12 protein-coding genes are annotated in these 14,117 nt (G+C 39.0%); 5 read left to right on the top strand and 7 right to left on the bottom strand.

Going from position 1 to position 14,117, the window contains the following annotated elements; all coding sequences use genetic code 11:
* A complete protein-coding gene (gene nrfB, locus CXF93_RS09090) occupies positions 1 to 606 on the bottom strand; it encodes a cytochrome c nitrite reductase pentaheme subunit (protein WP_101062145.1) in 606 nt (201 codons plus the stop codon).
* Positions 607 to 1,245: 639 nt separating this feature from the next.
* Between nrfB and nrfA the strand changes: the two genes are divergently transcribed.
* A complete protein-coding gene (gene nrfA, locus CXF93_RS09085; RefSeq protein WP_101062143.1) occupies positions 1,246 to 2,682 on the top strand; it encodes an ammonia-forming nitrite reductase cytochrome c552 subunit in 1,437 nt (478 codons plus the stop codon).
* 136 nt (positions 2,683 to 2,818) lie between these two features.
* Here the strand turns inward: nrfA and CXF93_RS09080 are convergent, their stop codons facing one another.
* Positions 2,819 to 3,400, bottom strand: coding sequence for a tetratricopeptide repeat protein (locus CXF93_RS09080; RefSeq protein WP_101063305.1), 582 nt, complete (start codon positions 3,398 to 3,400; stop codon positions 2,819 to 2,821).
* A 59-nt stretch (positions 3,401 to 3,459) separates the two neighbouring features.
* Entirely contained in the window at positions 3,460 to 5,700 is a 2,241-nt protein-coding gene (locus CXF93_RS09075; protein ID WP_101062141.1) for an acetyl-CoA hydrolase/transferase C-terminal domain-containing protein, read from the bottom strand.
* A gap of 541 nt (positions 5,701 to 6,241) precedes the next feature.
* On the opposite strand from CXF93_RS09075, the gene CXF93_RS09070 reads away from it, so the two are divergent.
* The gene (locus CXF93_RS09070; protein WP_101062139.1) at positions 6,242 to 7,261 is read left to right on the top strand and encodes an NAD-binding protein; all 1,020 of its coding nucleotides are present in this window, start codon (positions 6,242 to 6,244) and stop codon (positions 7,259 to 7,261) included.
* Between the two features lie 2 nt (positions 7,262 to 7,263).
* Here the strand turns inward: CXF93_RS09070 and CXF93_RS09065 are convergent, their stop codons facing one another.
* Positions 7,264 to 8,700: a PLP-dependent aminotransferase family protein gene (locus CXF93_RS09065; protein WP_232784155.1), complete on the bottom strand. Its 1,437-nt coding sequence runs from the start codon at positions 8,698 to 8,700 to the stop codon at positions 7,264 to 7,266.
* Positions 8,701 to 8,834: 134 nt separating this feature from the next.
* Between CXF93_RS09065 and CXF93_RS09060 the strand changes: the two genes are divergently transcribed.
* Positions 8,835 to 9,800 (top strand): EamA family transporter, encoded by a 966-nt coding sequence (locus CXF93_RS09060; protein WP_101062135.1) that lies wholly within the window; start codon positions 8,835 to 8,837, stop codon positions 9,798 to 9,800.
* A 15-nt stretch (positions 9,801 to 9,815) separates the two neighbouring features.
* Here the strand turns inward: CXF93_RS09060 and CXF93_RS09055 are convergent, their stop codons facing one another.
* The 3 genes from CXF93_RS09055 to CXF93_RS09045 form a co-directional block, all read right to left on the bottom strand.
* Entirely contained in the window at positions 9,816 to 10,079 is a 264-nt protein-coding gene (locus CXF93_RS09055) for a hypothetical protein (RefSeq protein WP_101062133.1), read from the bottom strand.
* A gap of 173 nt (positions 10,080 to 10,252) precedes the next feature.
* On the bottom strand, positions 10,253 to 10,798 hold the full coding sequence (gene yjjX / locus CXF93_RS09050) for an inosine/xanthosine triphosphatase (RefSeq protein WP_101062132.1): 546 nt from the start codon (positions 10,796 to 10,798) through the stop codon (positions 10,253 to 10,255).
* Complete coding sequence (locus tag CXF93_RS09045; protein WP_101062131.1) at positions 10,799 to 11,290, bottom strand: NlpC/P60 family protein; 492 nt, start codon at positions 11,288 to 11,290, stop codon at positions 10,799 to 10,801.
* 538 nt (positions 11,291 to 11,828) lie between these two features.
* Between CXF93_RS09045 and CXF93_RS09040 the strand changes: the two genes are divergently transcribed.
* Positions 11,829 to 13,433, top strand: a complete 1,605-nt coding sequence (locus CXF93_RS09040) for a wax ester/triacylglycerol synthase family O-acyltransferase (protein ID WP_101062129.1) — start codon at positions 11,829 to 11,831, stop codon at positions 13,431 to 13,433.
* 9 nt (positions 13,434 to 13,442) lie between these two features.
* On the top strand, positions 13,443 to 14,084 hold the full coding sequence (locus tag CXF93_RS09035) for a TetR/AcrR family transcriptional regulator (RefSeq protein WP_101062128.1): 642 nt from the start codon (positions 13,443 to 13,445) through the stop codon (positions 14,082 to 14,084).
* Positions 14,085 to 14,117 lie beyond the last annotated feature (33 nt).

Here is a 14,117-nt window from a genome sequence, read left to right as displayed (position 1 = left end):
TCAGTCTCCCTTACCTTCTTGATTCAAGTTAAAGTCTTTATGACAATCGACGCACTGCGCAATTTGAGCCTTACGTTCTAGTGCTTGCATACCTTCTTTTTCACCATCGGCATGGATCACATGGCAAGACGAGCAAGTGGCTTTTTTAGCATGTACATCGTGTACCCAAGTTTTTTCTTGTAGTCGTTCAGGGGTATGACATTCAGTACAATTGTCCGTTGCTTTTAAGATAGCGTCAAAATCAAGCAGGGTTTTATGGGTGCCAATTTGAGATTGAGCTGCAGAGTACTTGGTAACTTGAGAGGCATTTTCGCGGTGGTTAGGACCAACTGTGTTATGGCATTCAACACATTTAAGGTCTCTACCAAGTTTAAGTGCGGTTTTTTCACCGTGCGTACCTTGGCGTGTTTCTTTCGAGTCTTTATGACATTGCGTACACGCATCATCACTATCACGAATAAACGTCACTTGGTGTCGACTATCAGTGCTTGCATTAACAGCCTGACGATCTGACGACTCCGCAGTAACACTGAAATTAAAACCATAGATACATATGAAGAGCAGAAAGCTAATCGTTGTACGTATGGTTAATTTTACATTACCCATTTTGCATCCTTCTATGAGAATTATAAAAATGTGTGTTAATTAAAAACACATTTTAATTTTCGTTAGTTTAATTATTCAGAATAAACAGATTATTAAATTAAAATTAATTCAACTTATCTATTATTTATTTTCCTGATTAACACTAATTCTTATTTATAATAATTCTTATTTATGATGCCAGCCACAACGCTTAACGAGACCACTATATTGTAAAACGCCAAAATAAAACACAAAAACAACATACCCATAATGAGTTGATTCAATATTTGAGATATACATCAACAAAGCTATAAACTTATGTTTTAAATAGATTATAGGTTAAACACGAATGTAAGTAAGTGTCAAGCACTGTAATCTAGTGTATAGATCACACTTTGTAGAGCCCATGTAATCACGTTTGCTTTAATAAAATACAGGCCGTTTTCATATCTTGATCAAAAACAATAAACGCGAGAGTAATGGCCGAATAATATATATACATAGATAGATATGAGATAGTTTAAATAAGGTATTTATATTGTTTAAACTAATCTATCTAACATAAAGATTAAATTAAAAAATATAATTACTTGCCAATTTTTATTTATTGCCTCTCTCACAACGCTTGGTCAATCTAAATAATTATAAATTGGAGACAACATGGTTAGTGTATATAAAACTCTTAAACCAACGTCAGGCGTAACAGCTCTATTAGCAACACTATTACTGAGTATGAGTACATCGGTGTTTGCTGCAGATCAAGTAACAGAAAAGTTAGAACCTCGTAATGAAAAGTTCCAACAAGCACATCCGGATCAATACAAAACCTGGAAAGCGACAAGTGAAAGTAAAGAATTAGAAGATGCATTACAAGGTGATCCAAATATGGTCATCATGTGGGCGGGTTATGGTTTCTCTAAAGACTATAACAAAGCCCGTGGGCATTTCTATGCCATTGATGACATCCGTAATACCTTGCGTACAGGTGGGCCCACGAATGCGAAGAATGGTCCGATGGTGATGTCTTGCTGGAGTTGTAAAAGTCCCGATGTAGCACGCTTTATTGAAGAAAATGGGGAAGATGCTTACTTCTCGGGTAAATGGGCTAAAGGTGGTGCTGAAGTCGTGAATGCTATTGGCTGTGCCGATTGTCACGATACCCGCAGCGACGCTTTTAAAAATGGTGAACCAGCACTTAAACTTACGCGTCCTCACGTAGAGCGTGCAATGGAAGCAATTGGTAAACCATTTGCTGAGCAAGGTCGTCTTGATCAACAAGCGCAAGTCTGTGCGCAATGCCATGTTGAATATTACTTCACTGGACCAACAAAAGCCGTTAAATTCCCTTGGGATAAAGGCACAACCGTTGATCAGATGGAAGAGTACTATGACGAGATTGGCTTTAAAGACTGGACGCATGCGGTTTCTAAAACGCCAATGCTAAAAGCACAACATCCCGGTTATGAAACATGGCGTGAAGGTATTCACGGTAAAAACAACGTGACGTGTGTTGATTGCCACATGCCGAAAGTTAAAAATGCAGACGGTACAGTGTTCACGGATCATAAAGTGGGTAACCCGTTTGATCGTTTCCAAGATACCTGTGCAAACTGTCATACACAAAGCAAAGAAATGCTCCAAGATGTGGTTAAAAGCCGTAAACAGCAAGTGACTGAAATGAAGCTATTGGCTGAAAAACAAATCATTGCAGCACATTTCGAAGCTAAAGCAGCATGGGATGCAGGCGCAACACAAGCTGAAATGGATGAGATCCAACTTAATATCCGTCATGCACAATGGCGTTGGGATTATGCTATTGCCTCTCATGGTGTGCACATGCATGCACCTGAAGTTGCCTTGCGTATATTAGGTACAGCCTTAGACCGTGCTACAGACGCGCGAACTCAGTTGATTCGTTTACTGGCTAAGAAAGGCATTACCGATCCAATCGAGATCCCTGATATCTCAACCAAAGAACTTGCACAACAAGCGCTTGGTATGGATATGGACAAGATGAAAAAAGAGAAAGCTGAATTCTTGAAAACACTTGTACCAAAATGGAAAGCTGAAGCAGAAAAACGTGAAGCGACTTATTAATCACTAACTGTGCGTAATGCGTAATGATAAAAATGCCGACATGATGTCGGCATTTTTTTTGTTTCATAAATAACGAGCTGGCTAATGGTTATTTGATAAAGTGTGCTAATAGCTATTTAATAAAGTGTACTGACCGTTATTTAATAAATTGTTTCGCTTGGTTTATTGAATTAATAATCGACACTCTATCTAATCCTTGCTGATCTGAATCGAGTAATTGCACCCAGAGATCAATTGCTTGTTGGTACCGTACATTCATAAACTCATTTGAAGCTAACATCATTAAGGCCGTTTGATTATTCGGTTCAAGCGCTAATGCTTGATCAAGCAATGCCTGTACTTCAGCTGTTAAATGCTGGCCACTTGCGTAATACAATGCAGAAGCCTGTGCTGAATAATGCATTGCCCCTGGAGTTGAGGTTAATCGGATTGAATAATCAAACACTAACAACGCATTATCATATTCACCGTTATACATGTAGGCATTGCCGAGCTGAAACCACAGTTTGGCATTTTGCTTGTCGTCATAAAGCTTGTCTTGAAGTGTAGAAATGCGCTTATCACTTATTTCAGAAGCCGAGAGCTGTTCAAAAGGTGCTGCCGCTATCACCGCTTGTTGGGTTTCTAGACGCTGATAATCGCTTAATAAATAGTAACTACCCGCACTGCCGGCAATCAGAGCTGAAACGATAATCGGCGTCCATAAAGATTTACTCATAGTCAATTTCATCTGTTGATAATGATTGTGAACAGTTTAACATTTCTACCTATTATTACTTAGTTGTTTTTTAATTCCTTACTCAGCAAATTATGGGTCATACGCTCGGAAAAATTAGCCGGGTTGGTTAGACCCATACGACTTAACAATTTTTCAATTTCAGCCGTTTTCCGTGTGGCAGTAAGACCTTGTAATAATAACTTAAGCTTTCCGTGCCTTGACGACCCCTTATTCTTCAACGATTTTAAGGCTTTCATCAATTTTAATTCAGAATCGGTAAAACTAGAACCTTGTGGGAACTCAGGGAATACGCCATGCAGCTTATGCTTGTTACAAATACCATTGATTGCCTCAGGTAAATTATTACAAAATGCGATGGGAATTTGGTAATCAGCAGCCACTTTGCCAGCGTCTTTTGCTTGTTGAAGCAATTGCGGCTGGAATCGAGAATCAGAAATTTTAATTAACTCGGTATAAACAATGTGATCGGGTTTGCTGCGTAGATTGGCAATACCATATTCAGTAATCACAATATCACGCAGCTGGCGAGGAATAGTATTATGCCCATAGTTGAACAATACGTTGGATTGAAGTTTACCATCTCTTACACACGTACTGCGTAATTTAAGAATCGATCGCGCGTCTTTCATCTGATGAGATTGGGCCACAAAATTATACTGGCCCCCTACACCACTAACCACCTGGCCATTTTCTAATCCATCGGATACGACTGAACCATCCAGTGTCACCATCATTGCAGAATTTAGAAAACGAGCTTCTTTACGTTGCATCGCTTTAATTTTTTGATCACCCAAGAAATGATCGTACAGATCATTCACATACTTGACACTTGTCATACAGAACTTAGCATGATCTTCTTCAGTCATTTCATTCAGTGCTTTATAAAATGCCTTAGGGCCAATAAAGAATGCGCCATGCATAACAATACCGCCTTTGAGCTTGTCTCCGAGGCAATGCTGTTCAATCCACAAAAGGGCATCTGCTTGACTCAAATCTGCAATACAACTTTCATCATTACTGTATAACCTGTTTTGATACAAAGTAACTGCCGATTTAAATATCCCTAATTCTTGTAGATAAGCGAGATCCTTCGTGGTTAGTTCGGTTGAAATGGCTTTATGCTTAAGTAATGTGGTAAGTGTATTTATGTTCACATCAGTCGTTATAGCGTTGTCATTCAGCAACGATTGTAATAAAACATCGGAGAAGACTTGACGAGTTAAGATCCCTGCTCGATACAAATGCATGAAACCATCGACCATTAACTCACTGCATCCATATAAACCTTGGCTGAAAATACTTCTATCGCCGACTTTAGCCACGACAGGAAATTTATCTTCAATTTTTAAATCATTGAAAATTTCATTATAACGTTCATTATTTTGGTGACGGAGTAACAAGCTATAGCTTAGTGCACTACAAAGTGAACCAATACCAAGCTGAAGTGTTCCACCATCTTTAATCAAACTACTCGCATAAAACCCAATCATATGATCTGCGTTTGAAATCGCATCTTCAGGGGTAGCAAATAATGCATAGTCTTTTTCTTGGCTTTCTAAAATAAAATTAAATGTATTAGCACTGACTTCAGCATCGTTGCGCATAAATGGCATATTAGAATTAACTTCACCTACGCAAACAAACTTTCTGCCCTCTGCCGCCTTTAACTCTTCTAACACAGGGATCATATCTAATGCTAAATCTGAGTTACTGCAAAGGCTATATGTCGTGACGTTATCAACTTGTCGCTCCGCAACAATTTGTGCAACCACGTTAACACCTTTATCTATTAAGTCTCGAACAGCATGAGTATAATTGGTACTTGTGTAATTGAGCTGCTGTGCGTTGTTTATAAAACTACCCGCTTTAAAAAAGAATTCAAAAACCGTAATATTATCTGGTAACGTTTTGTTTCGAATATCTTTCATATAATCTAGTTCTTGCACATCACTAAAATGGCGACTTACAAATGGGGCAAGAAATTTATTTTCAAGATCTGTTTTAGCACGGGGGATCTCCAACGATATAGCCGTTTCAATTTGTAACGTGATACTTGGATCGGCCTTCGCTCGTTGATATAACGCGTTGCTAAACGTAATAGCTTTACCAATTGCTATCGGCAGTCCCAAGACAATATGGTTTCCAACTTCAGCAAGTACGGCATCAACTAATTTCTCGACATCGTTTAACCTAACTGCTTCAGGTTTACTGCTGGTTTTCTTTGAATTAAAAACTTGTTTATCTGATATTGTTTTTGCTTCAATGTCTAATACAGGCATTATTATATCCTTTAATAAGCGGCAACATTAGGCTTCCACAAAATACCTAATTAATATGATGTTAGGACTAATTAAACATAACAGCAAGTCATATTTAGAGTAAAAACTTCACATTCATTTCCAAAACATTGATAACAGAATGTTACTCTTTGGTTAATTAATTATTAGTGTTTAAGGTGGTTTTTTGAGATGAAAGTGAGAGTAATACCTTCAAATGAGATAAAAATAAAACATTTATACAAACACGCTAAATTGTTAATTTAAATCAAATAATAGGAACATTCAAAGTGGTATCATATTGCAGATATGCGGGGGCAGCTCGCATTGATAACCTGAGTTAATCAACTGCCTAGATCACCTAATTTCTAAGAAATTTATTAAAAGCTATTTAAATTTAATTATGTAGCACACTTATCTATTATTGATAGTTCTAAAAGCATAATCATATTGCGACATGGATAACAAATAGCAAAAAAACACCTACAAATAGGTACTCCCAATGTGTTAAATTATTACTTTATTCGTGCTAACGAGAGTTGCTATGAAAGCAATAACACAACCACAGAAAGTCGATACGACAATAGTCCGAACTCACGCCCTGCTACATATAGCTAAATCGATTCACAGTATTCAAGGTGCAAGCGCACAAGGTATTAGCTTCTGTGAACCTACCATCGACCTTGCTGCCATCCAACATAAACTCGACCAGCTAGAATGTCTATATTACTTTAATAGTCAGTGTTATGTGGGCAGCCAAAATAGTGTAGTTAAAACAAATGAAAAAAAACAAGATAATAATGTTCTTAAACTAGCGACTAACAAGCTCGTTTGGCATTATAATGAAGCCATCGCCCTGCCCTTTATTCCTGCTAAACTGGCTGTTGTCGGTGCAGGTATTGCGGCGATTGAAATAGCCACTATCTATCAAGCCTTAGGCACAACTGTTGATATCATCATTACTGGTGATGAGGTTTTCCCTGAGCTCGATAAAGATATCAACAAAACCTTTCAACGTTATGTAAAACGCCTTTTCAAAATAAAACCCCAAGCAGAAATCAGCGCTTTTAATTTCATTGATAACCAAGTGCAGCTATCCGTCACCAGTAAAAACAAGCCATTACCAGATAGCATCTATGACGCGGTATTTATCGCCGACGCTGACGACTCACAGCATGATTTATTAACTCAGCCCTTCATGGCCACCAGCTTCCCGACCGTGACATGGTTAGGCTGGACAGAAAAGCAATTAGCAAGTAGTGAGTTAAATTATAAGGTCATCAACCTGCCTTGGCGTTCTCTCGGTCGTGCCAATACAGATGTGAACACCAACGGTTTAACCAAGCTGATCTTTAATAGCGATGACCACACCTTAATTGGTGGTGGCATGATAGGTAACAATGCCGATGAGATATTTGGTGAAGTGTGTTTAGCGATACACAATAAGTTCACCGCAAACAATATTGCTCATACTATACATGCGCATCCGACCTTGCATGAATCAATACTATTGGCGGCTGAAGTGTATCTCGGCACAGCAACAGATGTGCTGAACGAAGCATAAACTTACTTTATTACAACATTGGCGTTAATCAGCCCGCATAAAATAACAAGCTTTGCTCTTAACGCCAGTGCCTCTGCTTGTTTGTCAGCCGTGTCTTTTTCATTTGCCACAATTGTCCAGCCTATGTTTAACCTTAGGCAGTTTTGATAATACTCGAGCGTGGTAAATTCACTACCAGCACGAAATGGCACATCTTGTTTTAATGCTTCGCTAAGTACGCTTTGACTGTTCATATTTTCCAGTTGCAACCAGATAACCATACCGCCTTCGGCAACGCTGATCTTAGTATTGCTAGGCAGTAACTCCCGTAGCACGCTGTGATACTGACGCGCATGGGATGCCAAGGTCGTGGTTAACTTCTTCAAGTGTTTGGCATATTGACCAGTATTAATAAACTCGCTAACCGTATGCTGGACGATGTTATTCACCCCAAAAAACTGCACATTACGTAGTTGTAAATACGCATCAAAAAATCGGCCGGGTTCACACCAGCCTAAACGATACCCCGCGGCAATGGTTTTCGATACTGAGCTACACCACAATACCCAACCCGACTTGTCCCAGTATTTAATCGGTAACGGTGTGGTATTGGAATAACTTAATTCCAAGTAAATATCATCTTCAATCACAGGCACTTGGTAATATTCGGCAAGTTCGGCAATGCCTTGCTTCTGTTGATTACTCAGACAAAAACCTTGTGGATTAATATGGTTGGCACTGAATAGACAAGCAGCTATACGTTTGGCTTGAAGTAGTGCTTCAAGTTGTACTAAATCCAGCTGAGCGTTGAAACACGGGATCTCAATAACCAACCTTCCCATATTCTCCAGTAAGTTTAACAGACCACTGAAACAGGGCGATGATACGGCAATGGTATCACCTGGCTTAGTGGTAATCTCAATGGCACTACGAACAGCATCAATACAACCATTAGTGATAACTAGATTATCCGCTTTCAACGGAAAATGTTGCTGCGAAAAATGATCGGCCAATGCGGTGCGTAAGCGCATATCCCCTTGATAATCAGGGTAAGAAAACAGCTTAGCCCCCGCTCGCTGACTGGCGCGGCGTAAACAACGGTTCAAAGTATCTTGAGGTAACAAATCAGCAGGTAGCTGCGCGGTATAAAATGGCCCACGTAAACCTTGCTCAATGGATTTACTGGCTTTTGGCTTGCTAATATGGGCATTAAATTGTGGATATACTGGCGTACTTTGTTTATTCAGCGGCAGGGTAATAAAGTAACCAATTTGCGGCTTTGCATGTAACCAGCCCAAATCGAGTAAACGCTGGTAGCAGTTATTAGCCGTGGTCATGCTCACTTCATGTAGCTGAGTAAACTGTCTTAACGACGGCATGCGTTGGTCTACAACTAATAGACCGTTATCAATATCGCTAATAATAGAATCTGAAATTATGATATAACGTGCTGCCATCATGCTCTCCAACGATGATTATGAACTAATCCGACTCAACCCAATATACTGTACCCTAAAAATTAACACAAAGTGCATCTGTTTATTAATTATCAGCACGACATAATAGTCACACACTAAAACGACGGTATATAATTATGCACGGAAAATTAATAGCACCTATACACGGAAGAGCAATATCACCTATTCACTTAATCATTATTGTCGCAATTACTTGTCTGTGGGGATTTAACTTCTCGGTAATTAAAGCAGGTGTAGACAACATAGATCCCTTCATTTTAACCGGATTACGTTTCACCTTTGCAGCTTTTCCAGCGATCTTGTTTGTGCGTAAACCCGATGTCCGTTGGTGCTATATCGCGCTCTATGGCATCACGTTTGGTGTTGGTGTGTGGGGGATGATGTCTATGTCAATTCATTCGGGTTTATCGGCAGGCACTGCAAGTTTGATACTGGAATTCAGCGTATTTATTAGCGTGCTGATGGGCATAGTATTTTTAAAAGAGCGTATCACTAACAGCCTAAAAATAGGGCTTGTGTTATCCTTACTCGGACTGGTCTTTATTGCCAATATTACTGATGGTTCTGTTACACCGAGCGGCTTTGTGTTTGCACTCGTTGGCGCAATAAGTTTAAGCAGTATTAGTCTACTGGTTAAAAAGGTTGGCATTAAAGATATGTTTGCTTTTGTGGCCTGGTCTTGTGCATTTGCACCACTGCCGTTATTTGCAATGGCCTATCTAGTCAATGACGTCAGTCTTTATGACGAGTTAACCACACTCAATTCAACTGCCTTAGCCTCAGTATTATTTCAGGCCTATCCAACCACATTATTAGGTTATTGGGTGTGGAATAAAATGCTAAGTCAGTACCCGCTCAGTATCATGAGTCCGTTTAAGCTATTAGTGCCTATATTTGCATTATTAGGGTCTGTGATCTTTTATGATGAACAATTGGAAATAAACAAGATAATTGCGTTTTCATTGATTATGGCAGGCGTAGTCGTGCCACTGATCGTACCGTTAATTGCACCGTTAGTAATGCCATTCATCGCCCCCTTACTTAAGCCTTTTATAAAATCAACACAGTTAAAAATAAAGTAGTCGTGATACCGACTATTAGTCAGCATTAACTGCAATTAATGCTGACTCTTTACCAAGGTCAGCACGAGTTTCCACACCTTCACAATAACCACTATTGCATTGTTGTGTGCATGCTTTAGTGCAATGCACACGTTTATTACAGCTCCACAAACATAACTGCCAAACTTGCTGTTTCGACTCAGGGTCTAAACAGTTTAGATCCGCAGCGCAAAGATGACCGGCTCGGATCAACTCCGCTAATTTCTCACTCGATATACTTAAATTAACCTTATTAGCCATACTGTTATCCTTTATAAATCGACTGTAACTCCATGCTTCATCATAACCGTTATTACAAATAATTATCAATAGCGTTTATGGCTTTTATTTACACTAAATTACAAAGCGTTCAAATAACAGTCTAAAAACTAGCTACATCAAGGTTAGCGCCTATATAAGTCAGCCTATAAAGGTCATAAATTATAAAGATCAGGATATAAAAATGGCGCCATTGCTAATGTTAACGCTTGGGTATAATTGCTTTCGCGTGTTGCATGACCATTGGTTAACAAGCCAATCGCTCCACCTTTATGCTTAATATTTACTGTTTTAAATAGTTTATCCATCACCGGTCCCAATTCTTCACCATCAAGTAATGACTGATAAATAGGTGCAGGTAAAGGCAATGCAGCACTACGACCAACAGACTGCTGGTCTTTAGACGCAATAACAACGTAAGCGAATGTTGCGGGGCCATCATCGAGCAAATCTACCCCACCTTCGATAGCAATATAAAAATCCGCTTCTGCATGCTGTTGGCAATATTTCACCCGGTTAATCGCGCCATCACGGGTTTCGGCTGCATCCATTGGTTGATCCGCTACATTAGAAGGTGCGTTTAGTCCCTCACATTCTACAGTACAGTCAGGATACAATTGCGTAATTACAATACGTGACGCATTCACTTTAACCGGATTTTTAGACCCAACCACAACTTTAATTAATTTTTGTTCCATCATTTATAAATTAACTCTTCTTGATTGCCAGTAGTGGCTATGCCAATAAGGATTATCCAAACGAGATATGATCACGCCACGACTACTCGACGCATGAAAGAATTGAAATTCATCAACCATGATCCCCACGTGACGAACATTCACACCCGTTTTAAAAAACACTAAATCACCCGTGCGTAATTGCTGACGTTTAATCGAGTGTCCTACCTTAACTTGCTCTGCAGTTGTCCGCGGTAACGATAATGAGAACTGCTGCTCAAAAGTAAGTTTAACCAAACCTGAACAATCAACGCCGCGCTTACTCATACCACCCCATTTATGTGGGGTACCTCGCCAGTCCTTATATTGCGTTAACAACAGGCCCTGCACATAAGCAAGCTCGGCAGTTGGTACATTAATTTTTGGGTTGCTCTCAGGCTGTATTCTTGCAGTATGCTGGCTACAACCAGACATTAACAGCAATAATAAAGCACAACAAAGCGATTTAACTAGCATAATAGGTATCCGTTAGTATTTAACACTCTATATTTAATTATCGATATTCTACCTTTACGCTATAGTGTAAAACAACCTACTTATTGCAAGCTATCTACATTGTCATTCTGGATGGTTAAAACCTGCGCTCAATTAGCATTATTAAATAAAAGTTAAATAAAAAATTAAATAAAAATTAATCGATATGGCTATCAATCTGGTTCTGACTACTGTTACAAAACGCAGTTCAGTTACCGATAACATGAGGGCTTTCAATCGACCCAAACAGGTCAGACCTCTTTGTTTGTAAGGCTTTTTCTATAACCACATCAGATTTTTTAATTTAACAAATAATGCAAAAAAATCACCAAGTAACAACGCCTATAATATATTTAATACTATTTTCATACCCTTAAATGCAGAGTTAACACCTTGTCACTATTTACAAATGCAAAACAACAAACTAACATATACCCATATAGATATAGAAAAACTGAAAAGTAGAGCTTAGTATCTAAATACTTTATTTTATGGATTTACTGCATAGGGATTAGATAACATGCAAGCACTAACGATAGTTGATATGGGTTTCCTGTACACAGAAACAGTTGCCAGTCCTAAACATGTAGCCGGATTACAAATTTTCACTACGCCTGAGAATTACGAAGGTAACTTTACTCGTGATCTATTTGACACCTTAATGTCGCAGGATGAAATTAAACAACCATTTAATTTAAAACTCAAGAAACAACTTACTGGACAGTATCACTGGCAAGAAGATAACAATATCGATCTGTCTTACCATGTAAGATTTGCCATGCTACCGCAACCCGGCAATGAAAGTCAGCTACTGCATTTTGTTGAACATCAACATGAAACACTGCTAGATAGAAACCGACCGCTGTGGGAAATGATATTAATTGATGGCTTAGAAGATAACAAATTCGCCATTTATCTAAAAGCACACCACGCCTTCACTGACGGTGCAAAAGCCAACCAACTATTAATGTCTTATTTAAGTAAAAAGACTGATGCACCTATGACTGCATTTTGGAATATTGAACGCGAGCAAAAAGAAAAAGAGCTCGATAGCATGCTAACCTCAATTACCAAAACATCGAAAAAGCTATCAGATCAAGTTAAATCAATTCCATCGTTGACTAAATTGACAACTAAGTTGTTATTCCAAGCTGCAAATGTATATAAAGCAGATATGCCAACCCCGTTTATGGCACCAAAAACACCGTTCTCAGTTAGCCCTAAACGCGCTCGCCGTGCAGCGGTTTCTGCACTACCACTAGCACGTGTGAAACGTATTGGTAAGATGACTGGCGCGACGATTAATGATGTAGTTGTCACTATCTGTGATATGGCAATTCACAACTATCTTGCAAACAAAAATTTCAATCTTAAGAAACCACTTGTTGCGCAAATGCCAATGAGCTTACGTGAAGCTGGCGACACCGTAACCAACAACCAAGTTGCGATCAGTTTAGTTGAGTTAGCTTATCGTGGTGAGTCACCGCTTGAACGCTTAATGACCATTAAAGATTCGTGTGTCAAACTAAAAAATGAAACACGCTTACTAACCAAAGAAGCACTGACAAGCTATACCATGGCTAGTCAAGGCCTTGCTGTTGTTAGCGAGTTATTAAACTTAGACACAATATTACCGCCAATGGGTAACGTGCTTATTTCAAATATACCAGGTCCACATGAACCGTTATATATGATGGGCGCTAAAATGGATCAATGCTTCCCTATTTCGGTATTACCACCAGGAATGTCTCTGAACATTACTTTGTACAGTTATAACGGTCTAATTAATGTTGGTTTAGTATCATGTCGTTCTGCCCTACCTGATTTAACAGACCTCGCTGAATATGTAAACTGTGCGTTCACTGAACTTGAAAATGAAGTGCTAACAAGTGCAACAACATCTGTAACAGAACAAATAGCACTGCTCACTATGTCCAATGGTAACTCGGATATTAAACAAGAGAGTTTAGCTATTATTGAACAAATATTAGCGGATGCAGAAAAGCCAAAAGAAGTTAAAAAACCAGTCCTAGATTCAAAAATAACTCAGCCTGCAGAGAAAGTAGCAGCGGAAAACATAATCACCACTGATACAGCGAGTAAAACTGTACCAACATCAGCTTAGGGATAAACGATGAAAACACGTGACAGGATTTTACAGTGTAGTTTAGAGATGTTCAGCCAGTACGGACACGTAAAAGTGTCCACGGTTGAAATTGCTAATGCGTTAGAAATAAGCCCAGGCAATTTGTATTATCATTTTAATGGTAAAGACCAGTTATTAACTGAGCTGTTTTATGAGTATGAAGCGGCCATTAACAAGCTAATGTCATTCTATGAAGATGATGTGCAAGCGTTTGAAGATTACTGGGCATACCTGAATATATATGTCGGTTTAATTCAACAATATTCATTCTTCTATCGTGACATGAAAGTTATCTTCGATGAGAATAAGCTGTTGAAACGTCGCTTTATGCGTTTGGTCAATAATCATCATAGCTTTTTCTTAAAGATGCTAACGTCATTAAACGCCAGTAGTGAAATTAAGATGACAGAAGCGCAGCAAAGTTCGATGGCTGATACCATCTGCTTGATTGCGACAAATTCGTTGGACACCCAATTAGCTGAAGAAGATTACGATCTACAAGAAATAACCCAGCGCATTGTCTTGCGTATTATCATGTTAGTTGAACCTTATTTTTCTAGCGAAGCAAAAGAGAAATACCTACATGAAGTTGAGCAAAACCCGGTTGAAGCAACCAGTTTGTTTAGCTAATCAAAGCCCTAGTCAGTATCCACTCACGCTAGC

It is taken from the genome of Moritella sp. Urea-trap-13, from assembly GCF_002836355.1.
Lineage (GTDB): Bacteria > Pseudomonadota > Gammaproteobacteria > Enterobacterales > Moritellaceae > Moritella.
This window is presented reverse-complemented; position numbering and strand designations above follow the sequence as displayed.